The following is a 24,697-nucleotide window of genomic DNA, read 5'->3' on the forward strand; positions in this document are numbered from 1 at the left end:
TGCGTGTTACCATGCTAGCACCCTAGGGGTCCTGGTACCGGGGAGGGAGGGTGTGTGCGAGTGGGGAGTTTCCCCGCTCGCACACACTCACGAAGACGGCTGGCTCTTCGCCGGGTAGATGCCGGTGAGCGGCTCCGACGGCGGAGGCGGCGGCGCCATCTCGAGCCGCTCCGGGGAGAGCGGCAGGTCGAGGCTCCGCTCCGGGCCGGCGAGCGCCCGGTCGACCGTCCGGTGGATCTCCGTCTTGTCGGCGCCGAGGTACAGCGCGGCGGTCAGCCGCACGGGATCCCCGCTGTAGTAGTGCACGTACTGCATGAGGCGCTGGCCGAACCCGTCGCCGGTGACGTCCCAGGCGAGCTTGAACAGCCGGACGCGCTCCTCCGCCGTCACGCCGGGGCGGCCGCGGACGAACCGGTCGATCAGCGGGCGCAGCTGCTCGTTCGCGAAGTCGCCGCTGGAGGGCGCGTAGAAGAAGTTGCCCGCCGAGAGCGTCTGGATGACCTCGACCATCCGCCGGTGGATCGGCGCGGTCTGCGTGTGGAACGCCATCATCCCGGGCAGGTACGGCACCCACGTGCCGTCCGGCAGCGCCGAGGCGAGGGCTTCGGCGCCGTAGAACAGCGTCCGCAGCGTGTCGAGCTTCCCGATCAGCTCGCCGAGCTTCTCCTGGACGTGCAGGAACGTGCCGATCCCGGTCGCGTCGGCGACCTTCGTCGCGATGCCGCACAACAGTTCCAGCGACGCCAGGCTCCGGGCCGCGGTGACCTGCAGGACGCTCGGGTCGTGGGTGAGGACGCGGTTGACCAGGTCCCGGCTGCCGGGCCTGCCGTCGACGACCACCCGGTCCCACGGCACCAGGACGTCGTCGAACACGACGATGCAGTCCATCTCCTCGAACCGGCTGCTGAGCGGGTGGTCGAACGCCGTCCGCCCGGCCGGCGCCACCGGTTCGCGGCAGATGAACTTCAGCCCGGGCGTGTCGACCGGGATGGCGAACACCACGGCGTAGTCGTCGTCGCCCGGAGCGATGCCGCCGAAGGGGACGACCACGAGCTCCTCGGTCAGCGGCGCCATCGTGCCGAGCATCTTGGCGCCGCGGACGACGATGCCTTCGTCGGTCTCGCGCACCTTGCCCAGGTGGAGGAACGGGTCCTCCTGCCGCGCCGACGTCTTCGACCGGTCGATCGCCGGGTTCACGAGGACGTGGGTCAGGAAGAGGTCGTTGTCCCGCACGTGCTCGTAGTACCGGCGCGCGTTCTCGCCGAACCGCTCGTCCAGCTCGGCGAACACGCCCGCGTTGCCGCGCCAGCCCAGGACGAACGCGTTCATGAAGTCCGGCGAGCGGCCCATCATGCCGAAGGTGTGGTCGGCCCGGAGCTTGAAGTGACGGCGTTTCGTGACGAGGTCTTCCCGGCTCCGGCACGGCTGGAACGAGCGCGACACCCGCTCGCCCGTCTCGGGCTCCACGTAGGTGCACACGTCGGCGTAGCGCGGATCGAGCTGCAGGTCGTACTGCTCCGCCACGGACCGCAGGGGCCCGGCGAAGACCGGTTCCTCGGTGACGTGCGCGATGCGCCTGCCGTCGAGGTAGATCTCCGGGTTCAGCGATTTCAGGTGGTCGAGGTACTGCTTCCCCGTGCGTGCGGGCACGACGTCCTGCCTTTCTCCTCGGGTGGGCGCGAAACCCGGCTCAGGTGAGGAAGACTTCCTTGCGCGCGGCCAGGTCCCGCCCGGCCGCGCGGGCCTCGTCCTCGGTGGTGACCCGGATCCGCTCGGCCAGTTCCGCGAACCGGTCCAGGGCGGGGTCGACGCCGACGAGGGTCAGTTCCCGTTCCACCACGGTGAGGTCCAGCTTCCACACGTCGCCGAAGATCCGGCGCATCCAGCCGATCGCGTGGTCCCAGCCCTCCCTCGGCGTCCCCGGCCCGTAGGCGCCGCCCCGCGCGGTCAGCAGCACCGCCGGCTTGCCGGTCAGCGGCGACTCCGCGCCCGCGGCCATCCGCGGGTCGGTGAGCAGGAGGTCCACCCACGTCTTCAGGTGCTGGGAGACGCCGAAGTTGTACAGCGGCGCGGCGAGGATCAGGGCCTGGGCGGTGACGAGCTCGTCGACGAGGGTTTCCGCCAGCGCCAGCGCTTCCCGCTGTTCGGGCGTGCGGTGCGGCGGCGGGACGAACTGCGCGGCCACGGCCGCGGGCCAGGCGGTCGCGGGCAGCGGGGCCTCGCCGAGGTGCCGCCGGACGACGACCGCGTCCGGGGTGGCGGCGAGCCACTCCCGCTCCGCGAGGTCCGCGAGCGCGATGGTGCTCGACCGCGCGCCGAGAATGCTGGTGTCCAGCCGGAAAAGGGACGTCACGCTCCGATCGTCATCGGAGGTTCCGCGCGTTGTCAAACCGCGCTGTCCGACTGGGGAATTTCCCCGATCGGACATTTTTTCGCCCCGGTCGACGGCGTTGACGCTGAACTCGCGGCATTGCCACAATCGGCGCGGATCACAGGCCCTGACGGAGGTTGCGCCATGACGTTGAGCCCGGAGCTACGCGCCGATCTCGCCACGGGGGTGGTGGACCGCGACATCTACACGAGTGAAGAGATCTTCGCGCTGGAGCGGGAACGCATCTTCGCCCGGTCGTGGCAATTCGCGTGCACGACCGCGGACCTGAAGAAACCCGGCGATTTCTTCACCGTTTCGATCGCGAACCAGCCGGTGCTGGTGGTGCGCGGCAACGACGGCGAAATCCGCGCGTTCCACAACGCCTGCACGCACCGGGCCGCGGTCCTCACCGGCGAGCGGTGCGGCAACCAGGGCCAGGTGCTCAAGTGCATGTACCACGCCTGGGCGTTCAACCTGACCGGCGAGCTCATCGGCGTGCCGTTCGAGGAGGGGTACGGCCCGGGCTTCGACCGGAAGTCCCTCGGCCTCAAGCCGGTTTCCTGCGACACGTTCGGCGACCTCGTCTTCGTCGCGCTGCGGCCGCGGGTGCCGGAGCTGCTGGACTACCTCGGCGAGATGGCCGAGCACCTCGAGCCGTACGTGCAGGGGATCGAGCCGATCGGCCGCAACAGCTGGATCTACGAGGGCAACTGGAAGTTCTGGCACGAGAACTTCCGGGACGACTACCACGCCGAATTCACCCACCGCAGCATCCACGACCTGCTGGCCGGCACGACCGAGCGCGGCTTCAACTGGGGCGCGGCGCCGGGCCATTCGGTCCTGCAGTGGGCTTTCCCGGCCCTGGACCCGCCCAAGTACGCCCGCGCCCTGCAGCGCTACAGCGGCGTCGACTTCTCGAACGGCGTCATGCCGGTGGGCTGGAACAGCATGCTCACCGAGATCCCCGCCGGCCCGCCGGAGGGCTTCGAGGGCTTCGAGGGCGGCGGCCCGCCGGAGATCCGGCAGGAGGTGCTGGCGCTCTTCCCGAACCTCGACATCCAGCCCGGCCCGAAGGACACGCCGCGCGGCATGAAGGCCGGCTACCTCGAAACACTCACCCCGCTGAGCCCCGATCGGACGCGCGTCGACATCACCGTGTACTCCGACGTCGAGGACGACGAACAGACCCGGCAGGCCCAGCTGGAGAACCTCGCCGACACCCAGGGTTCGTGGGGCAAGCTCAGCTGCGACGACACCGAAGCCGCGCGGCGGTGCCAGCTCGGCGTGAGCGGCGGGGGCGGCGAGTTCAACCTGTTCACCCGCGGTGTCGCGCCGGGCCGCGGCGGCGAGGGCGCCGACGTCCGCGACGAGTACTCGCAGCGCGAGTTCTTCCGCGTCTACCAGCAGTACCTGCGGGACGAGTCGTGAGCGTCCAGGCAACGGAAGGAAGCGATATGTCCACTGTGGTCATGACGTCCCCCGGCCTGCGCAGCGAGGTCGAGGACCACTACGTCTCGTACGCGCTGACGATGGACGACAAGCGGCCCAACGACTGGGTCGATACGTTCCTGCCCACCGGGCTCTACGCGGTCGGCACGCACAACAACGTCTCGACGACCGGCATGTGGTGGTACACCGACCGCGGGCTCGGCGCGCTGAAGGAGCGGGCCGCGTACACGAACGGCTACCTGCGCCACAACCCGACGCGGACGCTGCACACGGTGACCAACGTGCGCGCGCGGGAGACCGAGGACGGCCGGATCGAGGCCTCGGCCTACGTCGTGCTGTACGTCAGCGACCGCAACGACCTGTCGAAGTTCCACGTCTGCGGCCGGTACGCCGACGTCCTCACGCGCACCGGCGACGGGCTCCGCTTCGTCGAACACCGCGTCGTCCTCGACGCCGAGACCCTGCCCGGGAACATGGGCGTCCTGCTCTGATGGCGGCCCCGGTCGCCCGCGTCGAGGTGGACCTGACCCGCTGCGCGGGGTACGGCAACTGCGTCGACGCCGCCCCCGAGGTCTTCCGGATGAGCGACGTCGCGGAGATCGCCGAAGTGGTCCGGCCCGAACCCGGGCCCGAGCTGGCGGATGCCGTGCGCGAGGCCGCGCGGGTCTGCCCGGCCAACGCGGTGTACCTCCACAAGGAACGGCCCGCACGCTGAAAAAGAAGGCCCTCGGACTTCCGAGGGCCTTCTTTTCCGTTCCGGATCAGCCGTGGCCGGCGACGCGGTCCAGCCAGGACAGGCTCACCGACTGGTAGACCCCGGTGTTGGGCACCAGGTTCAGCCCGTGGCCGGCGCCGGGGAGCAGGAGCACGTCGAAGCTGGGCGCCGAGGTCCAGAACGGGGCTTCCTGGGCACGCAGCCCCGCCGCCGAGGTGCAGTCCTCGTAGCCGTCGCCGCACATCAGCGGGTCGTGGTCGCCGAGGGCGAACAGGACCGGCACCGTGATCGACCGGCTCACCGCGGGGTCGATGACGAGGGGATCGGCCGCCTCGGTGAAGACGTTGGCGTCCTTCGTCAGCTCGTCGGTGGCGAGCACGCCGGCGTCCATCGGCTGGTCGGCGTAGAACACGGTGTGGCGGCTGCCCGGCTTGGTGGTGGCGTAGCCGTCGTCGTAGTGGTGCTTGTCCTTGAGCACCGGGTCGTCGTTCGGCGATTCCCCGTTGTCGATGATCGCCTGCGTCCCGGCCGGGTTGTTGTAGTGGCCGAGCGCGGTGATCAGCACGGCGTCGGCGTCGTGGTAGCGCGACGTCTCGATCTCCGTCACCGCGGAACCGAGCGAATAGCCGGCCAGCACGACCTTCCGGAAGGCGGTGCCGCCGATCCGGCCGGCCCGCAGGTCCTGCACGACCTCGTGGAGGTGGCCGGCTTCGACGCCGAGGTTCAGCTCGGAGCTCGCCGGGATCGTGCTGCCGCCGGTCCCGAGCCGGTCGACGACGAAGGTGGCGTACCCGGCCCGGTTCAGCATCCGGCTGAAGGAGTACTTGTCGGGCTGGTAGGGGAAGTCCCAGTAGTTGTGGTTGTAGGTCGCCCCGTGCACCATCGTCACCACGGTGCCCGGGGAGGCCCCGGCGGGCCGGCACAGCTTGCCCCACATCTTCGCGGTGCCGGTGCCGAGCGTGACGTCGACGGTGGTGACCTGGCACACCGGGCTCCCGGTTTCGGCGGCGGCGGCGGAAACCCCGCCGCCGATCCCCGCCGCGGCGAGCGTCACCACGGCGCACACCGCCGCGGACGCAGTACCTCGTTTCATCGAGTTCGTCCCCATTTCGTCATTTCCCTGGTGGACGGTGACCCGGTCGCGAAATTGCCGAACAGCTGGTTTCGTTGCGGCACAAGGAGGAGCGCACGCGAGATGGCCCCCCGAAACGCCCGGCCGCGCGCGAACCGGATCACCGGGGCGAGCATAACCGCGGGCGCGGGGCACCGGGAACGGTTGGCGGCGCTCGAATTCGTGGTCCGGAAAGCTGGAATTGCGGTTCCCCGCAAGGGTAATCTGCAGCGGGCTACGCCTCGGTCAGCGTGGGCGCGCTCGCGGCGAAGGCGTCGGCCGCGGCGAGGTCGAACTCGCCCGCGTCACTGCCCAGTCCCCGGGCCACGAGGGCGGCGGCCGCGCAGGCGAGCACGGCGGCGTCCCGCGCGGGACGGCCGAGGCCGATGCCGCGGAGGAACCCGGCGGAGAACGCGTCGCCGCAGCCGGTGGTGTCGACGACGTCGACGGCGAACGCCGGCACCGGGATCACGTCGTCCGCGGTGATCACGAGCGCACCCCGCGCTTCGCGGGTGACGGCGACGCAGCCGACGCCGCGGGCGAGCAACGCGCGGGCGCCGTCTTCGACGCCGGCGGCGCCGGTGAGGCCGAGCAGCTGCTGTTCGTTGGGGAGCAGGTAGTCCAAAGAGGACAGCATGGGGGCGATCCAGGCGAGGATCCCCGGGTCGCCGGGGGCGAGCAGGTCGGCGGAGGTGACCACGCCGGCGGCGCGGGCGGGCGCGAGGATCGCCAGCGCGTTCTCGCCGCCCATCAGTTCGGGGGCGCCGAGGTGCAGGTGCGTCGCCCGGGCGATGTCGGCGTGCGGGGCGTCGCCGGGGCCGTAGGTCAGGTTCGCGCCGGGGACGTGGAAGGCGGGGCGGCTGCCGTCGGGGCGGATGGGCAGCACCGACGCCGAGGTCTGCGTGTCCGGGCGGCGCACGACCAGGGAGGTGTCGATCCCGTGGCGGGCGAGCATGGTGAGCAGCAGGTCGCCGATCGGGTCGGTGCCGACGGCGCCGGCGGTCCGGACGGTGGCGCCGAGCTTGGCCAGGGTGAGGGCGGTGCCGGCCGCGGTGCCCGCGGGGCTGATCCGGATTTCTTCGACCAGGGCGGCGCCCTGGCCCTCCGGGATGGCTTCGACGGGGCGGACCTGCACGTCGAAGACGTGCGCGCCGAGGGTGATGATCGTCTGGGGCACCGCGGGTTCTCCTCGCTGGGTCGGAGCCCGACCGTACCGTCAACATGAAACAAAGTCACGTTCAGGTTTTGTGGCGAGCACCCAGGTGACCAGGGCGCCGAGTGCGAAAACCGCGCCGAGGATCGTGGGGCCCGCCCAGCCCACGGCGTCGAAGAGCGCGGTGGTCGCGGTGGCGCCGAGTGCGGAGCCGAGGGAGTAGAAGACCATGTACCCGCCGATCACGCTGCTGGTGCGGCCGGGGTGGGCGGCGGTGAGGGCGTGCTGGTTGCCGACGTGCACGGCCTGCACGGCGAAGTCGAGCACGACCACGCCGAGGACCAGCAGCGGCAGTGACCAGCCGAGCTGCCCGATCGCGAGCCAGGAGCCCAGCAGGAGGGCGAGCGCGACGCCGGTGACCCGCCCGGCGTGCCCGGCGTCGCCCCAGCGGCCCGACCGGGCGGCGCCCAGGGCACCGGCGAGCCCGGCGACGCCGAACAGGCCGATCTGCGTCGCGCTCAGGTGCCACGGCTCGCCGGCCAGGGGCAGCGCCAGGCCGCTCCAAAGGGTGCCGAAGGAGGCGAAGAGGAAGAAGGCGATGAGCCCGCGGCCGAGGAACGCCCGCTGGGTGACCAGGCCGCCGAGGGAGCGGAGGACCTGGCCGTACCGTCCGGTGCCGGTCCGGACGTCCGCCGGCAGCGCCACGAGGCTCAGTGCGGAGAGGGCCGCGGCGAGCACCGCCAGGACGAGGTAGCCGCCGCGCCAGCCGCCCAGGTCCGCCAGGGCACCCGTGCCGATCCGGGCGCCGAGGATGCCGGCCACCACGCCGGAGGTGACGACGCCGAGGGTGCGCCCGCGCTCGCCGGCCGGCGAGAGCGAAGCCGCGAAGGCGACCGCGGTCTGCACCACCACGGCGAACCCGCCCGCGACGGCGAGACCGCCGAACGCCACCCAGGCGACCGGCGCGGCCGCGGTGGCCGCCAGCCCGGCCGCCACCAGCCCCAGGTGGACGGCGATCAGGGCCCGGCGGTCGAGCAGGTCGCCCAGCGGCACCAGCAGCACCAGCCCGGCGAGGTAGCCGAGCTGCCCCGCGGCCACGAACCAGCCGGCCGCGTCCCGGGGCACGCCGAGGTCGTCGCCCATCGGCCCGAGCACCGGCTGCCCGGCGTAGACGCCGGCGACCGCCACCCCGCACACGACCGCCAGCAGCAGCCTCGTCCCTCGCCCCACCACGACCTCCTCGATTTGGTTGCAGATTGCAACTCTTCGGAGGTTAGGTCAGAATGGTTTCATTACGCAACTCTCGGGAGGGACGTTGGCCAGCGACGACGCGGCGGGGCGGAACCCCGTGTGGACGGACCCGGACTGCCCGGTGGCGCGGGCGGCGGACGTGGTCGGGGACCGGTGGAGCCTGCTGATCATCCGGGATGCGATGGACGGCGCGCGCTCGTTCACCGACTTCCGGCAGCGCACCGGCATCGCCCGCAACATCCTCACCGACCGGCTCCGCAGGCTCGTCGCCCACGGCCTGATCGCCCAGGTCGAAGCCCCGTCGGGCAAACGTCAGGTCTACGCGCTCACCGCGGCGGGCAAGGAGCTCTTCCCGGTGATCGTCACGCTGCGGCAATGGGGCGAGCGCCACGCCTTCGCGGCGGGGGAGCCACGGTCGGTCCTGGTCGACGAGCGCGGCGCGGTCGTGCCCCCGCTCGTCCCGGCGGCCGCGGACGGGACGCCGCTGACCAGTGACACGACCTCGGTCAGGAAAGCGCGGTGACGGGGCTCCTGCCTCGGCGGCGGAGCCCCGTCACCCGGGATCAGAAGCTGTCGGGAGTGCTGACCCGCCTCCTGACCAGCGCACCGGACTCGGTCAGGACGCCGGTGCCGTAGTCACCGCCGGCGCAGGTGCCGGGGCGCAGTGCCGCGCTGCTTTCGTTCGCGTCCGAGTACGTCCAGTTCGCGTAACTGATCTTCAGCTGGTCCAGCAGGTCCAGCCAGGCCGTGGTGCTCGACTGGTCCAGCGCCCCGCCGCCGGTGGCGCTCACCGTGCCGAACTCGGTGACGAACAGCGGCAGCTTCGTGGCCGCCCGGCTCACCGTGGTGCGGTAGTTGTCCTTGTGGCTGGCCGCGTAGAAGTGGAACGTGTACATGATGTTGGTGGCGTTGACGGGATTGTTCACGATCTCGGTCTCGCTGGAGCCGTCGGAGACGCCGAGGGACGACCACCCGCGCGTGCCGACGATGACGACGGCGTCCGGGTCGGCCGCGCGGATCACCGGGATGACCTGCTCGGCGTAGCTCTTGATGCCGGCCCAGCCGACGCCGTTCGGTTCGTTGGCGATCTCGTAGATGACGTTCTTCTTGGCCGCGTTGCGCGCGGCCACCGAGGCGAAGAACGTCTTCGCGCGGTCGAGGTTGTAGTTCGGGTCGCCGGGGGTGAGGGTGTGGAAGTCGATCACCGCGTACATGCCGCGCGACTCGGCTTCGTCGACCAGGCTGTTGACCCGGGCGGTGAACCAGGGCGGGTTGGTTTCGTACCCCTGTTCCTGCACGTACATGGCGATGCGGAGCAGGTCGGCGTGCCAGCCGTTCGCCAGTGCGTCCAGCGACGCGTCGTTGTAGCACTCGTCGAACCACTGGAGCCCGTGCGTGCTCATGCCGCGCAGCTGGATCACCCGGTTGGCGTCGTTGCACAGGTGGACGCCGCAGACGTGCAGCTGCCCGTTGGCCGCCAGCGGCGTGCTCCCGGGGGAGGGCGTGGTGGTGGTCGTGGGCGTGGTGGTCGTCGGTGCCGGGCCGGTGGTGCCCGTGCAGGTGACGCCGTTGAGGGTGAAGGACGCCGGGACCGGGTTCGCGCCGGTGGTGGTGCCGGTGAACCCGAGGTCGGTGGAGGCGCCCGAGGCCAGGGTCCGGTTCCAGTCGGCGTTGGCGGCGGTGGCCGTCGCGCCGGACTGCGACCACGTCGCGTTCCAGCCCTGGGCCACCTTCTGGCCGGCGTCGGGGAAGGTGAACCGGAGCGACCAGCCGGTGACCGCGTCGCCGAGGTTGGTGATCTTCACCCCGGCCTGGAAGCCGCCCTGCCACTGGTTGGTGACGGTGTAGTCGACGCGGCAGCCCTGGACGGCGGCCGCGGTCTGGGGCATCAGCAGCAGACCCGCGGAGCCGAGCACCGTCGCGCAGGCGGCTGTCAGCGCAGCAATGGAGCGCTTCATTGAACTCCTTCATGAGTGTCCGATGTTCCCGCTGCGACTGGGAGCGCTCCCAGAAATGAGAACAGCTGGACCGGGCGACGTCAAGGGTCGGGGTTTTTCACCCGAAAGAATGACGTGGTCAAGTCGGGGGCGTCCGGCCGTGGTGGCACACGCCCGGGTGGAGCAGACTGCAGGCAAGTCGCGGGACAGGCGGGCTCCGGCCCGGTACCGGCGGCCCAGGTCCGTGGCGCCGGTTCAACAGACAGCCTGGCCGCGGACCGCCCGCACCGGACTGTCCTATCGCGTGACGGCCTCGACCTCGAACCGTCCCATGGCCGTCCCCGTCAACCCGGCGAGCTCCAGGATGCGCAGCGGCGCGGAATCCGCGCTCGCCCGGGTGGTGAAGCCCGTGCCCCGGCGCCGCGCCAGCGCCGCGACCTCCAGCAGCAGGGCGACCCCGCAGCTGCTCAGGTACCGCAGCCCGGTCAGGTCGACGACCACGCCGCGGGCCGTCGCCGCTTCGACGCCGCCGAGCAGCGCCGGCCCGACCTCGCCGATCGTCCCGAGGTCCAGATCACCGGTCACGGCCAGGACCAGCGGCCCCGGCGCGGTCTCGTCGACGGACACGTTCACGGGGGTCGCGGTCTCGGCGACCACCGGCTTCGCCTCCGGCGCGGCGCCGTCGTCGGCGGCGAGCCGGAACCGGACGGTGGTGCCGCACTCGTCGTGGTCGATGCCGAACTCGTCGGACAGCGCCTTGATGATGCCGATCCCGCGCCCGCGGTGGCTGTTGCCGGCCGGCTCCGGGCGCCACGTCCCGTCGTCGCGCACCACGGCTTCGAGCCGCCCGTGCGCGGTCCGCGTCACCGAGTACGCGACCTCGCCGGGCGCCTCGGGGAACGCGTGCTCGACGGAGTTGGCGACGGCTTCCCCGAGGGCGAGGCTCAGGTCCTGGTGCAGGTCACGGGACAGCCCGGCCAGGGCCGACCAGCGAGCGACGTCGTCGCGCAGGCGCCGCAGCACCGTGGGCTCCGCGGCCGTCCGCCGCCGCAGCGGCGGAGGCAGCAGGCGCACGGCCAGCAGTGCGACGTCGTCCTCCTGCCCGCCGTCGAGCAGGGCCGCGGTGATCGCGGCGACCAGCTGTTCCGGGGCCGACGCGTGGGCGCGCGCCACCGCGTCGCGCAGCCGCCCCAGCCCTTCGTCGATCCGCTCGTCGCGCCGCTCGACCAGGCCGTCGGTGTACAGGACCACCGACGCGCCCGGCGCCAGGACCGCCGTGTCCTCGCGGTAGCGGGGCCGGTCCGGGCTCCCGAGCACGGCGCCGCGGCCGGGCAGCAGCCGGGCCGTGCCGTCCTCGGCGACCACGGGCGGCGGGTGGCCGGCCACCGCCCAGCGCAGTTCGCCGGTTTCCCAGTCGAGGGTGAGGCACGCGCAGGTCGTGCCGGCCGCGCCTGCCGTACGGGCGGCGAACGCGTCGAGGCGCTCGAGCGCGGCGGCCGGGCCGTGCCCGTCCAGCAGGCTGCCGGCCAGTGCGCTGCGCAGCTGCCCCATGACCGCCGCCGCCCGCGGTCCCTTGCCCACCACGTCGCCGACGGAGAGGGCGATCCGGGACGGTCCCACGGAGATCAGCTCGTACCAGTCCCCGCCGGTCTGGGCGTGCACGGCCGCCGGCAGGTAACGGGCCGCGGCGGCGATCCGGGACAGGCCGGGCAGTTCGCGCGGGAGCAGGCTGCGCTGGAGCGTTTCGGCGATCTCGTGTTCCTGCTGCAGGAGGAGGTCCTTCTCGGCTTCGAGCCGGCGGCGCTCGGTGACGTCGCGGCCGATCGCCTGCATCCCCGAGGGAGTGGCCTGGATGCTCAGCTCCAGGGCCAGTTCCGTGCCGTCGGCGCGGCGGACGTGGTGGACTTCGCTGGTTTCGCCCAGCGTGTCCGGCCCGGTGAGCAGCTTCCGCCACCGTTCGCCGCCGGCGTCGTCGAGCAGGTCCGTGATCGGGGTGCCGATCAGCCGACGGCGCGAGTAACCGAGCAGCTCGCACGCCGCCGGGTTGACCTCGGCGAACCGCAGGTCGCGGCCGAGCACCCAGATGGCGTCCGTGGCGCGTTCCACCAGCAGCCGGTGGCGTTGTTCGCTGTCGCGCAGCGCCCGCCCGGCGTGGGTGCGCTGGATGGACTCCCAGCACCGGGCGACGATCAGCTCGACCAGCTCGATCTCGGCGTCCGTCCAGTGCCGGACGGTGGCCTGGTGCACGGCCATCGCCGCGACGAACCGGCCGCCGCGCAGCAGCGGCACGCAGATGACGGCCCGGATGCCCGTCACGCGGTAGGCGTCCAGATCCGCCGGGGCGAGGCGGTCGTCGTGGAAGCTGTCGGCGACCACCCACGACCGCCCGGCCCGCATCGCCCGCACGCACCCGTCCCCGAACGCCGACATCGCGAAGCGGCCGGGCAGCGGCGGGAGACCGGTGGCGTGGTCCCCGCTCATCAGGAAGTGGTTTTCGTCTTCTTCCGCTTCGGCGTAGGCGCAGCGGTCGGCGCCGAGGTATTCGCCCAGGCTGCGGGCCGCGTACGCCATGACGTCCTCGGCGTCGTCCAGCTCCTGCAGCCCCCGCTCGAACCCGGCGAGGAACCGCTGCCGCTCCGCTTCGGAGCGCCGTCCGGACGCGTCCAGCAGCACGCCGCGGACCGTCGTGCTCCCGGGCCGCACCCGCCCCAGCTCGTGCAGCCACACCACCCGGCCGTCCCCGGCCAGCGCGCGGTAGGTGATCTCGTAGCCGCCTCGCGCCCAGCCCTGGGCCCGGGTGCGGGCGTGGTGGTCGCGGTCCTGCGGGTGCACCACCGACCGCGCGAACGCCGGATCGGCCAGCCACGACGCGGGCGGGTGACCCAGCAGCTCCAGGGCGGTGTCGGAGACGAAGGAGAACGCGCCGCTGCGGACGTCGGCCTCCCACACGACGACCGGCAGGCCGCCGACGAGCTCCCGCATGTCTTCCGGTCCCATGCTCCAGACTTCCCACGAACGTCGACCCGTCGCGCGGCTGCGCACACCCTATACGGGGAGGGGGCCGATCGCGGGGATCGGCCGATCCGGCATGGCCGACGGCGCCCGGCGCGGTTACGTTGGTCGCAGCGATGGTTGAGAAGCCAGCCGTCTTCCGCCGCAACACCGGGAGCACGGCATGACGAGTGACCAGGAATGGCAGCACGACAAGGAGACGTTCGTCGCCCAGGGCGCATCGCGCCCGTCGCCCACCGGTCCGCTGGCCCGGCAGTTCGCCGAGCTGACCGCCGGCCTGCTGGCCGCACCCACCGTCGAGGAGGTGCTGCGGCGCGTCCTGGAGGCCACGATCCTCATGGTGCCGTCGGCCGACCTGGCCAGCTTCACCCTGATCGACACCGAGGGCCGGTTCCACACCCCGGCGGAGACCGGCGAAGTCGCCATCGAACTGGACCGGCTGCAGTACCGGTTCCGCGAAGGGCCGTGCGTCGAAGCCGCCGAACCGGCGGGCCCGGCGGTGGCGATCGCGCCGGACCTCGCCCGGGAACCCCGCTGGCCCCGCTGGGCCCCGGCCGCCACCGAGCTCGGCGTCGGCGCGGTCGTGTCCACGGCCCTGATCCCCGGCCCGCCGACCGGCCGCTCGGTCGGCGCGCTCAACGTCTACTCCCGCGCCGCGAACGGCCTGGACGGCGCCGACCGCGACGTGCTGCTCCTCCTGGCCACCCACGCGTCCCTCGCCGTGGCGGCCGCGGAAGCGGTGACGCGCGGCGAGTCCCAGGCGGGCCACCTGCGCCGGGCCATCGACAGCCGCGACGTGATCGGCCAGGCGAAGGGCATCATCATGGCGCGCCGGGGCGTCTCGGCGGACGAGGCGTTCGAAGTCCTCCGGCGCACGTCCCAGGACCTCAACGTCAAGCTGGCCGAGCTGGCCGAGACCCTGACGGCCCGCCACACGGAGATCGACCTGCCCGGCTGACGACGGCGCCGAGGCCGTCAGCGCCGCGCTGCGCCCTGCGCCTCCGCCGAGAGGTCCTGCCAGTCGGCCCAGGTCTTGAGGCGGGTGGCGTACGCCTGCTGGACCATCGGGTAGAAGCCCTGGCCGAAGAGGATGCGCAGGGGCGGGTTCCCGGCGTCGACGACCTTGAGGAGCGCCTGGGCCGCGGCCGCCGGGTCGCCGGCCGGCTGGTTGCCCATCACCCCGGCGAGGCGGCGGCGGAGCCCGTCGTAGGCCGGGTTCGGTGCGGCCAGGTGGCCGTTGGCGAAGGGGTCGGGGTTCTTGCCGTCGCGGGTGGCGAACCCGGCGGGCTCGACGACGGTCACCTTGACGCCGAACTCGGCGACCTCCTGGGCCAGGGTTTCGTTCAGGGCTTCGACGGCCCACTTCGAAACCTGGTAGGCGCCGCCGAGCGGCATGGCGATGAGCCCGGCCGCCGAGGACAGCTGGATGATGTGCCCCGCGCCCTGGGCGCGCAGGAAGGGCAGCGCGGCCTGGATGACCCACACCGCGCCGAACACGTTGGTCTCCAGCTGGTCGCGCAGTTCCTGTTCGGTCAGCTCCTCGATCGCGCCGATCTGGGCGTAGCCGGCGTTGTTCACGACGACGTCGAGCCGGCCGAAGTGCTCGGCGGCGCGCTGCACGCCGGCGAAGACGGCGGCCTTGTCGGTCACGTCCAGCGCGATCGGCAGCAGCGCGTCGCCGTGGGTGGCGGCCAGTTCGCCGAAGCTGTCGAGGGTCCGCGCGGTCGCGGCGACCTTGTCCCCGCGCGACAGGGCGGCCTCGACGAAGCAGCGGCCCAAGCCGCGCGACGAGCCGGTGACGAACCAGATCTTGCCCATGGTGCCTGCTTTCGGTGGAAGTCCTTGCTCGGTCGGCCACCGGACACCGGCGGCCACGGTCCCTGTGACAACACGCCGGCATGACGCCCGTCACAGGCGCGGCTCGGTAAGGTGCGGAGGTGACGGTGACCGGATCGGGGCGGGCTCGGTTGCGCTCGGCCGTCCTCGCCGCCGCGTGGGAGCGGCTGTCCGGGGTCGAGGTCCTGTCCTCGGCGGACGGCGGCCCGCTGACCCGGACCGTCAAGAAGATCATCGACCCGCTGGTGGTCCGCACCGCCGCGCGGCCGCGGCTGGGACGTCCGCTGCTGGAGCCCGACGCGGCGGCGGAGCTCACCCGGCTGCTGCTCGACGACGCCGCCCGCCTGCGGGCCACCGCCGCCTGGTTCACCCACCTCAAGCGGCAGCGCCGGGCGCTGCGCATCACGGCGGGCGACGTCCAGGACGTCTGTTTCCCCCTCGCCTACGAGCTGGCGACGCGGTTCGGCATGCCCGGCCCGGAGGCTTCGGAGACCGCCGCGGCGGCGTTGCGGGAGCTGCACGGTGAAAGCGAGGAAGCCGGAGTCGCCCGGCTGACCGCGTACCTGGCCGATCCCCGGGTGGCGGCGGACCTCGCCGCGGAGCTGGACCGGAGCTGGCACGCCCAGACCGATCCCGGTCTCGCGCCGGAGGACGCCGTGGCGCTGCTCGGCGCCTTCGTGGACGAGCTCGGCGACGACACCTGGCGAGCGCTCGCCGACTCCGCCGCCGGGCACGCCCTGGGGCTCGCCCTGCGCCGGCCCGGAGGGGCCCGGGCCGTCCCCGGGTGGCCGGAACTCGGGCTGCAGCGCGGGGAACGCACCGCCGTGCCGCCGCTGCGACGGCGTGACGAGACGGGCCCCGAACTGCTCGAACGCAGCGTCGAACGGCGGGTCCGCGCCACCCTGCGCCGCCTCCCCGCCGACGAGCGGGGTTCCGTCGACGGCCTCGTCGACGCCGAGGTCGCCCGCGTCGCGGCCGGGTTCGGGCTCGAGCTGCCCGCCCTGGCGAGCTGCTTCGCGCTCGGGGTAATCCTTGCGCCCGCCCTCCGGCCACTGGAGGGGGTCACGCCCGGTGGCGCGTCGGGTGGTGCGCCGGGTGGTGTGTCCGGTGGGGCGCCTGGCGTCGCGCCGGGTGGTGCGTCCGGTGGGGCGCCCGGTGGTGTGTCCGGCGGTGGTCCCGGCGTCGTGTCCGGCGGTGCGCCAGTCAGCGCGCCAGTCAGCGCGCCCGGGTTCGCGCGGCAGCTCAACGCCCAGGTCGCGCGCGAGGGGTACGTCCTGCACGCCCGCCGCGCCCTCGCCGGCGCCACGCCGCTCACCCCGCGGCCCGACCCGGAGCTCGTGCGGGACCTGCGGGAATTCGCCAGGCACTTCCTCGGCCGGCTGTGGATCCGGCTGCACGGCTTCGACGTCCGCGGCGACCTCCCGGACGGCGCCGCGGACGTCCGGGACCTCGTCACCGGCGTCGTCCGCTCGACCTCGCTGGACCTGCGGACGAAGGTGCGCCGCGCGCTCGTGGCCCGGCTGCCGGACCTGGAGGCCGTGTCGTGACGCACCCGGTGCACACCCCCGTCGTCGCGGCGGACGGCGGCCTCGTCCGGTTCGCCCTCGCCGACCTGCTCGCCGGCGCGCCCGCGACGATGCGCGTCGAACTGAGCGACGCGGCGGCCGCGGAACCGTGGCTGACGCGGCTCGTCGGCGCGGACCGGGCGCTGGAGGCGCTCGCGGCCGGGCACGTCGAGGCGCCCGCCCGGCCGGAACTGGCGACTCTCGCGCTGCTGCTGTGGGCCCGCCGGTGGTGGCCCGCGAGCCCGGTGCTCGGCGTGCCCGCGCTGGACCCGGCGCTGCTGGACCTCGAAGCCGCCGTCACCACCGTGGCGGTCGAGACCGTGGCCGAAGGCCTGCTCGACGGCTTCGAAGCCACTCCGGCGGAGCTGTTCGACGCCGCCGCCGGGGGCATCGCCGTGACGGCGGTCGCCGACGAGGTGCGCGGCCTGTGCCGGGGGTTGTCGGCGTGGTTCGACGACCGGGACGACGTCGTGCGCGCCGAAGCCGCGGCCGCGCTGGCGGCCGCCGTCTCGCCGGGGCAGCGCGCGTATGCCCTGGCCGCGGGCGCCGGGACGCCGCCGGCCGGGGGAGGGGTCGTGGCCGAGGGCCGGGCGAGCGTCGACTGGGCGCGGGTGCCCCCGGGCGTCCTCGACGCGGCGGAGGACACCGTGACCTGGCGGATCGTCGCGGCGCCGACCGGAACCCGGCTCGAAGTCGAGGTAGCGGGGGCGTTCGCCGACGCGGACCTCACGGCGTTCGCGACCCGCGACGGCGAGGTGGTCGCGGAGGTTCCCCTGTCGCTCGGCGTCGGCCGGTTCACCGGCGCGGCCGACCTGGCCGGGCCGGTCCACATCGGACTCGTCGTCGGCGTGACGGCCGAGGGTGTCATCGGGACGACGCCGGAGGACCGGGCCGAGGTGGTCGCGCTGGTGGCGGCGCGTGAGGCGCTGCCACTGGCGGCCCGGACGTTGGCCGAACGTGCGGTGGCGGCGTCGGCGGAAGAGGAGTTCTGACGTGCTCGCCGGGCTGACCGTGGCGGCGTCCGCCGACGAGGAGTCCTGACGTGCTCGCCGGGCTGCCGCCGCCGCTCACCCCGCCGGACCGGCCCTTGCCCGCCGAGCTGGCGGGGGCGAGTTCGCACGGCTACAACTGCCGGTGCGTCGCGGCGCACTTCGGCCTCGATCCGGCGGCGTACGGCGCACTGCCCGCGTGCTCGCTGACCGAAGCCGGATACCGGCGGTTGCTCGGCGAAGCCTCCGAGATCCAGCACGAGGCCAAGCGGCTCGCCGCGGCGCGCGACTTCGCGGGCGCGCACCGGGAGTACGACCGGATGCGGCAGCTCGCGCACCGGCTCGACCGGACCGACCTCGCCCTGGCCGCCCTCAGCGATCTGGCCGTCCTTCGCTACTCCGCGGGCGACCTGCGCACCGCGCGGCAGTGCGCCGAAGCCGTGCTGGCCGCCTTCCGGGTGAGCGCGGCGGCCGCCGTCCACTTCGGACAATACGCCGAACTGCGGATGATCGAGGGATCCCGTGAGGTCGCCGATCGCGTGCTCGTCTCTCTGTCCACAGAGGAGGGTGACGTCGCCCGTGCCCGCGAGCTGATCGCGGGGCAGCGGCACCGGGCGGCCCTGCGGAAGGCGGCCGGGCCGGAGCAGTACCCGCCCGAGCTGCTCGACCCGCACGGCGCCGACGAACTCGAGCTGCGCATCCTCGAAGCACGCGTCCAGGTGGCCGCCGGCGATCCCGCCGGCGCCCTGGCCGCGCTCGAGGAGGTCCGCACGGCGTTGGACGCCCTGGCGGGCCTCGGCGAAATCCGCGAACAGGTGGCGTCGCTGCGGGCGATGGCGCGCGCCGAACGCGCCCGCCTCCGCCAGGCCGGCGGCGAGGACGCGGACGCGCGGGCGGATCTGGTCCGGCTCGACGCCGAGCACACCGGACGGCCGGCGGCCGCGAAGTACGCCATCGACCTCGCCGCGGACCGCGCACTGGGCGGCGACTTCCCGGGTGCGGTCGCGGCGATCGTCGCCGCCCGCGACGACCTCGCGGCGGCCGGCGCGACCGGCGACGTGGCGGAGGCGAGCCACGCGCTCGGCACGCTGCTGCTGCTCGCGGGCGACGTCCGGCAGGCCCGCGACCAGTTCGAGCACGCCGGCCGGATCTGGACGGCGCACGGGGACACCCCGGGCCTGCGACGGCGGGACGTCGCCCTGGCCCGGTGCGCCGCGGCGGAGGGTGACTGGGCGGCGGCGGAGGAGCACGCGACCCGCGCGCGGGAGTCGGTGCGGGCGTCCGGGGAGTGGCTCCAGTGCCTGCACACGGACTTCGCCGCGGCCACGATCGGCTTCGCCCGCGGCGAAGACCCGGCGGCGGTGCTGGACCTGCTGCTCCCGCTGGCGCTGGCGGCGGCGGACTACCGGTTCGAGTTCACGTCCCCGCGGGCGCGCACGGCCTGGGCCCGCGACGTCGCGGGCCCGGCGACCGAGCTGCTGATGGCGCTGCTGGCCCGGCTGGAGGAACCGAGGCTGGCCGCCGAACTCATCGAGCGCACCTGCGCGGTCGGGTCGTACACCGGGGCCGGGACGCCCGCGCTCGACCTGACCGGCGCGCCGCCCACCCCGGACCCGGCACGGTCCGCGCTCGACCTGACCGGCGCGCCGCCCACCCCGGACCCGGCACGGTCCGCGCAGCACCCGACCGGCGCGCCGCCCACCCCGGATCCCGCACCGCCCGCGCAGCACCCGACCGGCGCCCCGCCCACCCCGGACCCGGCGCGGCCCGCCCCCCGGCTTCCGCTGGCCGCGCTCGGCGCCGTCACCGGGTCGCTGCCGCTCCGGCTCGCTCCGCCGCCCGCCCTGCGCTGGTCGCCGGGCTCGCCGATGCAGCTCGACCGCTGGCTCGACCGCGCCGCCGAGCGGTACGGCTCGCCCCGGCCGGGAACCGGACCCGTCGCGACGTGGCCCGCCGCCGAGCCCGGGCGCGAGACGTTCCTCCTGCGCTACGCCGACGCCGGCCACACCTACCTCAGCTGGCGGACCACCGGAGACCTGGACACCGTCCACACGCACCCGGTCGACGCCGCCCTGGTCGCGACGGCCCGCGAGTACCTGGCCGAAGCCTCGCCGACGCCGCGCGAAGGCGAAAGCGTCGCCGACGCCGTCCGGCGCTCACTCGGCGACGACGCCCTCGGCGGCTTCGCCGGTGAGCAACGCCTGGCCCGCGTCCTCGCCCTCAACCTCCTGCCCGCCGACCTCGTCGCGCGGCTGCGGGCCGCCGCGGCCGCCGGACGGCGGCCGCTGCTGCGCGTGCAGCCGTCGCCGAGCCTCGCCGCGGTGCCGTGGGGGCTGCTCGCCCTGCCCGACCGGCGGCCGGAGCACGCGCTCCGCCCCGGCGAGGAAGGCAGCTGCTTCGACGGCGACGACCGCGTCCTCGACGTCGCCGACGTCTCCCTGCTCGCGCCCGCCGGGATCCCGCGCCGCCCGCCGCGGGGTCACGGCGGGCCGCCGGTGTACCTGCTCGACCCGCGGATCCCCGGCCAGAGCGCCTTCGGCGAGCTGGGTTCCGTGCTCGGCAAGCAGGAGCCGGCGTCGCCGCTGATCCGCCACCTCGACGCGCGGCTGGCCGCCGGTCCCGTCCGGCCGTCCGCCGCGCGGGGGCTCGACCTGGTCCGCCGCACCGACACCGACCGGCGGCTGCTCGCGCGCCTGCTGGCCGAGCCGTGTTCGCGGCTGGTGTTCGCCGGGCACGTCAGCCGCGTCCGCGACGAACACGGCGCGCAGACCGCGGTGCACCTGTCCTGCGGGGCCGAGCTGCCCGGCACGGCCGAGCCGATCGGCGCGCACCGGCCGTTCACCGCCGCCGACCTTGCCCTGTCCGAAGTGGACACCATGCCGGCCAGGGTGGCCCTGATCGGCTGCGCCAGCGCGAGCGACTTCGGCCTGCCCGAGCCGTTCGGCGTGCTGCTCGCCGCCGTCGCGGCCGGGGCCCGGCTGGTGGCCGCGACGGTGTGGGCGTTGCCGACGTCGGCCGCGGTGCCCGGCGCGGACCCGATGGCGGAACTGGTGATCGCCGTCGACACCGCCCTCGCCGGCGACGACCCGGTCACCGAGCTGTGCGCCTGGCAGCGCACCCGCCTGGCGCGGTGGCGCGAACGGCCGGAGCCGGCCCGCTCGCCGGCCTTCTGGGCGGCCCTGACCTGCCTCGACGCCTCCGACGACGGGCAAACCTGGGTTCGGTAGCACCGCGTCCCGCCGAAGCTGTGGTCACACGCCCACCGCGAAAGGCAGGACCGATGTTCAAGAAGATCCGCGACAAGGTCAACGAGGCGACCCAGCAGGGCGCGGCCCGCGGCGCGCAGGAGTTCCAGCAGCACGCGGAGCAGTTCCGGCGGGCCGCCGCGGCCCAGGGGTACGACATCACCCCGCAGCTGCCGACGCCGCAGCTGGCCGCCCAGGCGTTCCGGTCCCTGAACGCCGACCCCGACACGGCCGCGTTCCTGGCCCTGCCGCCCGGGGAGCAGCTGCGCCAGCAGCAGGAACTGCAGGCCTACGGCACGGAACTGCGGCGCCTGTACGACACCGGCGAGCCGGCCACCCTGGTCGTCCGCGCCCTCGAGCCGACCGGCCGGACGGTCGCCGGGCAGGCCCGGTACACCGCGACGCTGGAGGTGACCCGTGCCGACGGCACCACCTACCGGGCCGTCACCCCGCTGATCACGCCGCTGGCGACGATCCAGCAGTACGCACCCGGCACCCGGCACGAGGCCCGCGTCGACCCGGCCGACCCGGCGAAGGTCGCCGTGTTCGGCCCGATCGCCTAGGGGGCGCGGTGTTCGCCTTCGGACTGCCGGGAGACCCGCGGCAGGGGCGGCGGGCCGGGCGGCGGCTGTGGCTGCTCGGGATCCCGACGACGCTCGCGTGGGCGGCGGCGGGCTGGTCCGGGTCGCTCGGGCTGCTGGACGGCTTCCGGCTGATGTCGCTGAACCGCGTCGACGCGTGGGGGGCCGACGCGGGCCCGGCGGTTTCCCTGGTGCTGTTCTTCAGCCTCGCGATCACGGTGGCGTCTTCACTCGGCTTCGCGATGCTGTGGGCCGCCGGCCTGTCGCCGTCCCGGCTGGGCACCGGCTTCCGGGCGGGCTCGCTGACCACGGCTCTGGGCGTGGCGCTGGGCAGCGGCGCGGCGATCCCGTCGTGGACGCCGCCGGAGTCGGTGGGGCAGCGGTTGCCGTTCCTCGACGGCAAGGCCGAGCCGTGGTCCGATGTGGACTGGGTCGTCTACTACGAGCCGTACCTGGTGCCGGCGGTGGCCGCGCTGGTGGCGCTGGTGATCATCGTGGTGATGCTGCGGGCGTTCCTCGCCGAGGCGGAGGCGGACGACCGCACCGAAGCGCTGCGCCGGCACGGCCACCAGGTGACCGGCCGCGTGACGCACGTGGAGTTCACCAACGTCTGGATCATGGGACACCCGCGGTTCGTCGTCCACGTCCGGTTCCCGGCGGAGGCGGGGGAGCGCACGGTCGTGACGACGATGGTCACGCCCCTGTTCCAGGCCCCGTCCCGCGGCTCGGCGGTACTGGTCCGCTACGACCCCCAGGACCCGGAAGCGGTGCTGGTGGAACCGGATCCGGCCGAAACGCCCTTCTGACGCTGGGAGTGCCCGTATGTCCACTGTGCCCACCCACCGCGGCCCGGCCGCCTTCGCGCGCTGGTTCCTCGCCGGCGGGATCGGCGGGGCGGCCCTGAGCGCCTTCGTCGCCGGCATCGTCATCGAGAAGGTCCCGTTGATCCTGACCGGCCTCGGCCTTCCCGTCGCCTACGGTGCCCTGGTGTTCCTCGCCGGCATGCCGCGACGCGCCCGCGAGGCGGCGGTCGTTCCCCGCGTCGCGCTCGCGAGGATCGAAAGCCTGCGCGCCGGCGGCACCGAAACGGGCGACGTCCCGGTCGTGTTCGTCCTGACCGTCGCGCCCGACGACGTACCGTCGTTCCGCGTGGAGATCACCCACCACGTCAACCTGGTCGACCTCCCGGGCTACCGCGCGGGCGACGTCCTCGTGGTCGAGTACCCGCCGGACCGGCCGTGGCGGGCCCGGGTCGTCCCGCGGCCGGCGGCGGAGTGGCAGGCCCGGGCGGCTGCCGCGGTCGTCGAGCCCGCGCCCGGGTCCGCCGTGGTCACCCCGCCGCCGGAGGGGTGCGCGTACTCGGCGGCCGGCCTCGTCGGGCTGCTGCTCGGCGCGGCGGTCGTCCTCGGCTTGTTCCGGGTCGAGCTGTTCGGCCCGGAGGAACCCGAGCCGTCTCCGCCGCCGTCGTCGTCATCTTCGTCGTCCTCCGAGTCCACGACGGTGACGTCCTGGTCGGAGTCCACCTCGGCCGGCCGGGCGGAGGGCCCGGCGGACCGCGTTCCCGACGAAGTGCGGGAGGCCGCGAAAACCCTCGACGTCGGGTGGCCGCGGTCCTGGCAGCTGACGGTCGTCCAGGCCGACGGCGCCGTGACCGTCCGCGTCACCGTGACCGGGCCCGACGGCAGCGCCTCGGTCGTGGTGCCGCCTCGGTGACCGCGTCTCAGGCGGCGCGGTCCGCGGCCACGGCCAGCACGTGCGGCGCGAGCCCCTCGGCGATCACGGCGTACCCGGCCGAGGAGGGGTGGAAGCGGTCGGCGGAGAACAGCGCGGGGTCGGCCGCGAAGCGGGCCGCGAGCTCGGGGCCCGCGCTCGCCACGGCCGCGCCGGCGCGGATGGCGGCTTCCGCCTGCGCCTGGGCGTAGTGGCCGCTCGCCGCGGAGACCACCTGCCGGTAGGGCGCCGGCACCCGGGCCACGATCCCCAGGTCCGGGGCGGGAACCACGACGACGCGGGCGCCGGCCCGGACCAGCCGCGCCACGGCGTCGTGCAGCTGCCGGGCGCCGACCGCGGGGGCGACGAACCCGGCGAGGTCGTTCGCGCCGATCACGATCAGCGCCAGGTCCACGCCGTCGGCGAGGGCGAGGCCGACCTGGCGGTCCAGGTCGGCCGAGCGGGCACCGGGCACCCCGAGGTTCCGCAGGCGCACGACGTGCCCCGCCGCTCGCAGCCGGGCGCCGAGCCGCCGCCCGAGGGTGTCTTCCGGGTGGGTGCTGCCGACCCCGGCGGCGAGCGAGTCGCCGAGGACGCAGAACCGGAGTTGTGCGCTCATCAGGAGGTACAACGCGGCCGCGCCGCCGTTGTTTCCCGCGGGGGATACTCGCGGGGTGGAGGTCACGCTTGACTAGGGCTGTGGTCGTGCGGGTGGTCCTGGTGGCCGTGCTGGTCGTGGTGCTGGTGCTCGCCGCCGTCTGGGCCCTCCAGCGGCGGCTCATCTACCTGCCCGACACCGCGCCGGTGCCCGCGGCCGCGAGCGTGCTGCCCGGCGCCGAAGACGTCCGCCTCCGCACCGCCGATGGGCTGGAGCTGGGCGCCTGGTTCGTCCCCCCGCCGGGGCGGGCGCCGTCGGCGGCGGTGCTGGTGGCCAACGGCAACGGCGGCAACCGGGCCGGGCGCGCCCCGCTGGCCGCGAAGCTCGCCCAGGCGGGGTTCGCCGTGCTGGTGTTCGACTACCGGGGCTACGGCGGCAATCCGGGTGATCCCGGCGAAGCCGGCCTGGCGCTCGACGTCCGCGCGGCCTACGGCTTCCTGACCGGGCGGGTGCCGCCGGAGCGCGTCGTCTTCTACGGGGAGAGCCTCGGCTGCGCCGTCGTGACGGAGCTGGCCCTCGAGCACCCGCCCGCCGGGCTGCTCCTGCGGTCCCCGTTCGTCGACCTCGCCTCGGTCGGCGCGGAAATCTACCCGTACCTGCCGGTGCGGCTGCTGCTGCGCGACCGGTTCCCGGTCAAGGAGCAGGTCGCGCGCGTGCGCGTCCCGACGGTGGTGGTCCTGGGCGGCCGGGACTCGATCGTGCCCCCGGCCCAGAGCCGCGAGGTGGCGGCCGCGGCGTCCGCCCGGCTGGTGGAGATCCCCGGCGCGGACCACAACGACCCGGTCCTGCTCGAGGGCCGGGAGCTGGTCGAGGCGGTGACGTCGCTGGTCAGTCCGACCAGCTGACGAGCCCGGCCCACCGGAAGTTCGAGCGCCCGCACCCGATCCACGTGACGAGGTACCCCTCGGCCATCTTCTGCTGGGCGAGCTGCGTCCCGGCCGCCTCGCACTCCGCCTGGGTGGCCCCGGTGACGGTCTGCTGGTAGTACCGCGTCGCCGCCTGCGCGGGAACGGCAAGGGAGACGACGGCGCCCAGGACGGCAGTGGCGGTGGCCAGTTTCTTCACCATGCGGGCATGGAAGCAGGCGGGAACGGCTTCGTGGAGGGTAATTTTC

The 24,697-nt window shown here is 74.1% G+C and carries 22 protein-coding genes; 12 read left to right on the top strand and 10 right to left on the bottom strand.

From position 1 onward, the window contains the following. Positions 1-87: 87 nt before the first annotated feature. On the bottom strand, positions 88-1,650 hold the full coding sequence (locus ACH54P_RS47885) for a 4-hydroxyphenylacetate 3-hydroxylase family protein (RefSeq protein WP_489909964.1): 1,563 nt from the start codon (positions 1,648-1,650) through the stop codon (positions 88-90). Between the two features lie 40 nt (positions 1,651-1,690). After that, complete coding sequence (locus ACH54P_RS47890; protein ID WP_489909965.1) at positions 1,691-2,353, bottom strand: FMN-dependent NADH-azoreductase; 663 nt, start codon at positions 2,351-2,353, stop codon at positions 1,691-1,693. A 162-nt stretch (positions 2,354-2,515) separates the two neighbouring features. On the opposite strand from ACH54P_RS47890, the gene ACH54P_RS47895 reads away from it, so the two are divergent. The 3 genes from ACH54P_RS47895 to ACH54P_RS47905 are packed head-to-tail and all read left to right on the top strand — an operon-like array spanning position 2,516 to position 4,535. Then, on the top strand, positions 2,516-3,799 hold the full coding sequence (locus ACH54P_RS47895) for an aromatic ring-hydroxylating oxygenase subunit alpha (RefSeq protein WP_489909966.1): 1,284 nt from the start codon (positions 2,516-2,518) through the stop codon (positions 3,797-3,799). 26 nt (positions 3,800-3,825) lie between these two features. Continuing rightward, entirely contained in the window at positions 3,826-4,311 is a 486-nt protein-coding gene (locus tag ACH54P_RS47900) for an aromatic-ring-hydroxylating dioxygenase subunit beta (RefSeq protein ID WP_489909967.1), read from the top strand. Then, a complete protein-coding gene (locus tag ACH54P_RS47905; RefSeq protein WP_489909968.1) occupies positions 4,311-4,535 on the top strand; it encodes a ferredoxin in 225 nt (74 codons plus the stop codon). Before ACH54P_RS47900 ends, ACH54P_RS47905 begins: the two co-directional genes overlap by 1 nt. A gap of 46 nt (positions 4,536-4,581) precedes the next feature. Here ACH54P_RS47905 and ACH54P_RS47910 read toward each other — a convergent pair whose 3' ends face one another. From ACH54P_RS47910 to ACH54P_RS47920, 3 genes are all read right to left on the bottom strand, one after another. Next, positions 4,582-5,628, bottom strand: coding sequence for an alpha/beta hydrolase (locus ACH54P_RS47910; protein ID WP_489909969.1), 1,047 nt, complete (start codon positions 5,626-5,628; stop codon positions 4,582-4,584). Positions 5,629-5,881: 253 nt separating this feature from the next. After that, entirely contained in the window at positions 5,882-6,823 is a 942-nt protein-coding gene (locus ACH54P_RS47915; protein WP_489909970.1) for a carbohydrate kinase family protein, read from the bottom strand. Between the two features lie 39 nt (positions 6,824-6,862). Further along, complete coding sequence (locus ACH54P_RS47920; protein ID WP_489909971.1) at positions 6,863-8,029, bottom strand: MFS transporter; 1,167 nt, start codon at positions 8,027-8,029, stop codon at positions 6,863-6,865. 85 nt (positions 8,030-8,114) lie between these two features. Here ACH54P_RS47920 and ACH54P_RS47925 point away from each other — a divergent pair, with 85 nt between their 5' ends. Beyond that, a complete protein-coding gene (locus ACH54P_RS47925; RefSeq protein ID WP_489909972.1) occupies positions 8,115-8,573 on the top strand; it encodes a winged helix-turn-helix transcriptional regulator in 459 nt (152 codons plus the stop codon). A 40-nt stretch (positions 8,574-8,613) separates the two neighbouring features. On the opposite strand, the gene ACH54P_RS47930 is transcribed toward ACH54P_RS47925, so the two are convergent. Next, positions 8,614-10,008, bottom strand: a complete 1,395-nt coding sequence (locus ACH54P_RS47930; RefSeq protein ID WP_489909973.1) for a cellulase family glycosylhydrolase — start codon at positions 10,006-10,008, stop codon at positions 8,614-8,616. Positions 10,009-10,284: 276 nt separating this feature from the next. Beyond that, positions 10,285-12,984: a SpoIIE family protein phosphatase gene (locus tag ACH54P_RS47935; RefSeq protein ID WP_489909974.1), complete on the bottom strand. Its 2,700-nt coding sequence runs from the start codon at positions 12,982-12,984 to the stop codon at positions 10,285-10,287. Between the two features lie 178 nt (positions 12,985-13,162). Here ACH54P_RS47935 and ACH54P_RS47940 point away from each other — a divergent pair, with 178 nt between their 5' ends. Beyond that, positions 13,163-13,957, top strand: a complete 795-nt coding sequence (locus ACH54P_RS47940) for a GAF and ANTAR domain-containing protein (RefSeq protein ID WP_489909975.1) — start codon at positions 13,163-13,165, stop codon at positions 13,955-13,957. 17 nt (positions 13,958-13,974) lie between these two features. Here the strand turns inward: ACH54P_RS47940 and ACH54P_RS47945 are convergent, their stop codons facing one another. Next, on the bottom strand, positions 13,975-14,817 hold the full coding sequence (locus ACH54P_RS47945; protein ID WP_489909976.1) for an SDR family NAD(P)-dependent oxidoreductase: 843 nt from the start codon (positions 14,815-14,817) through the stop codon (positions 13,975-13,977). Positions 14,818-14,942: 125 nt separating this feature from the next. Between ACH54P_RS47945 and ACH54P_RS47950 the strand changes: the two genes are divergently transcribed. From ACH54P_RS47950 to ACH54P_RS47975, 6 genes are read left to right on the top strand one after another with little or no spacing between them, the layout of a single operon-like run. Next, positions 14,943-16,382, top strand: coding sequence for a hypothetical protein (locus tag ACH54P_RS47950; RefSeq protein WP_489917055.1), 1,440 nt, complete (start codon positions 14,943-14,945; stop codon positions 16,380-16,382). Beyond that, entirely contained in the window at positions 16,379-17,392 is a 1,014-nt protein-coding gene (locus ACH54P_RS47955; protein ID WP_489909977.1) for a hypothetical protein, read from the top strand. Before ACH54P_RS47950 ends, ACH54P_RS47955 begins: the two co-directional genes overlap by 4 nt. A 50-nt stretch (positions 17,393-17,442) precedes the next feature. Next, the gene (locus ACH54P_RS47960) at positions 17,443-20,616 is read left to right on the top strand and encodes a hypothetical protein (protein ID WP_489909978.1); all 3,174 of its coding nucleotides are present in this window, start codon (positions 17,443-17,445) and stop codon (positions 20,614-20,616) included. 53 nt (positions 20,617-20,669) lie between these two features. Beyond that, positions 20,670-21,197 carry a DUF3592 domain-containing protein gene (locus tag ACH54P_RS47965; RefSeq protein ID WP_489909979.1) on the top strand — a complete coding sequence of 176 codons (528 nt, stop codon included), beginning with the start codon at positions 20,670-20,672 and terminating at the stop codon, positions 21,195-21,197. 8 nt (positions 21,198-21,205) lie between these two features. Continuing rightward, complete coding sequence (locus tag ACH54P_RS47970) at positions 21,206-22,021, top strand: DUF3592 domain-containing protein (RefSeq protein ID WP_489909980.1); 816 nt, start codon at positions 21,206-21,208, stop codon at positions 22,019-22,021. A 16-nt stretch (positions 22,022-22,037) separates the two neighbouring features. Continuing rightward, positions 22,038-22,928 carry a hypothetical protein gene (locus ACH54P_RS47975; RefSeq protein ID WP_489909981.1) on the top strand — a complete coding sequence of 297 codons (891 nt, stop codon included), beginning with the start codon at positions 22,038-22,040 and terminating at the stop codon, positions 22,926-22,928. Positions 22,929-22,935: 7 nt separating this feature from the next. Here the strand turns inward: ACH54P_RS47975 and ACH54P_RS47980 are convergent, their stop codons facing one another. Further along, positions 22,936-23,544 (bottom strand): GDSL-type esterase/lipase family protein, encoded by a 609-nt coding sequence (locus ACH54P_RS47980; RefSeq protein ID WP_489909982.1) that lies wholly within the window; start codon positions 23,542-23,544, stop codon positions 22,936-22,938. A 68-nt stretch (positions 23,545-23,612) separates the two neighbouring features. On the opposite strand from ACH54P_RS47980, the gene ACH54P_RS47985 reads away from it, so the two are divergent. Beyond that, on the top strand, positions 23,613-24,428 hold the full coding sequence (locus ACH54P_RS47985; protein WP_489909983.1) for an alpha/beta hydrolase: 816 nt from the start codon (positions 23,613-23,615) through the stop codon (positions 24,426-24,428). On the opposite strand, the gene ACH54P_RS47990 is transcribed toward ACH54P_RS47985, so the two are convergent. Beyond that, a complete protein-coding gene (locus ACH54P_RS47990; RefSeq protein ID WP_489909984.1) occupies positions 24,412-24,651 on the bottom strand; it encodes a hypothetical protein in 240 nt (79 codons plus the stop codon). The two genes, ACH54P_RS47985 and ACH54P_RS47990, sit on opposite strands and share 17 nt — an antisense overlap. Positions 24,652-24,697: the final 46 nt, after the last annotated feature.

The sequence above is a fragment of the Amycolatopsis sp. N2S4-7 genome (assembly GCF_058119595.1).

What these genes read in the sequence shown, in the direction of transcription:
- ACH54P_RS47980 (WP_489909982.1), bottom strand. Translation starts at nt 23,544, where the DNA reads ATGAGCGCACAACTCCGGTTCTGCGTCCTCGGCGACTCGCTCGCCGCC.
- ACH54P_RS47945 (WP_489909976.1), bottom strand. Translation starts at nt 14,817, where the DNA reads ATGGGCAAGATCTGGTTCGTCACCGGCTCGTCGCGCGGCTTGGGCCGC.
- ACH54P_RS47975 (WP_489909981.1), top strand. Translation starts at nt 22,038, where the DNA reads ATGTCCACTGTGCCCACCCACCGCGGCCCGGCCGCCTTCGCGCGCTGG.
- ACH54P_RS47905 (WP_489909968.1), top strand. Translation starts at nt 4,311, where the DNA reads ATGGCGGCCCCGGTCGCCCGCGTCGAGGTGGACCTGACCCGCTGCGCG.
- ACH54P_RS47930 (WP_489909973.1), bottom strand. Translation starts at nt 10,008, where the DNA reads ATGAAGCGCTCCATTGCTGCGCTGACAGCCGCCTGCGCGACGGTGCTC.
- ACH54P_RS47910 (WP_489909969.1), bottom strand. Translation starts at nt 5,628, where the DNA reads ATGAAACGAGGTACTGCGTCCGCGGCGGTGTGCGCCGTGGTGACGCTC.
- ACH54P_RS47895 (WP_489909966.1), top strand. Translation starts at nt 2,516, where the DNA reads ATGACGTTGAGCCCGGAGCTACGCGCCGATCTCGCCACGGGGGTGGTG.
- ACH54P_RS47935 (WP_489909974.1), bottom strand. Translation starts at nt 12,984, where the DNA reads ATGGGACCGGAAGACATGCGGGAGCTCGTCGGCGGCCTGCCGGTCGTC.
- ACH54P_RS47940 (WP_489909975.1), top strand. Translation starts at nt 13,163, where the DNA reads ATGACGAGTGACCAGGAATGGCAGCACGACAAGGAGACGTTCGTCGCC.
- ACH54P_RS47965 (WP_489909979.1), top strand. Translation starts at nt 20,670, where the DNA reads ATGTTCAAGAAGATCCGCGACAAGGTCAACGAGGCGACCCAGCAGGGC.
- ACH54P_RS47990 (WP_489909984.1), bottom strand. Translation starts at nt 24,651, where the DNA reads ATGGTGAAGAAACTGGCCACCGCCACTGCCGTCCTGGGCGCCGTCGTC.
- ACH54P_RS47900 (WP_489909967.1), top strand. Translation starts at nt 3,826, where the DNA reads ATGTCCACTGTGGTCATGACGTCCCCCGGCCTGCGCAGCGAGGTCGAG.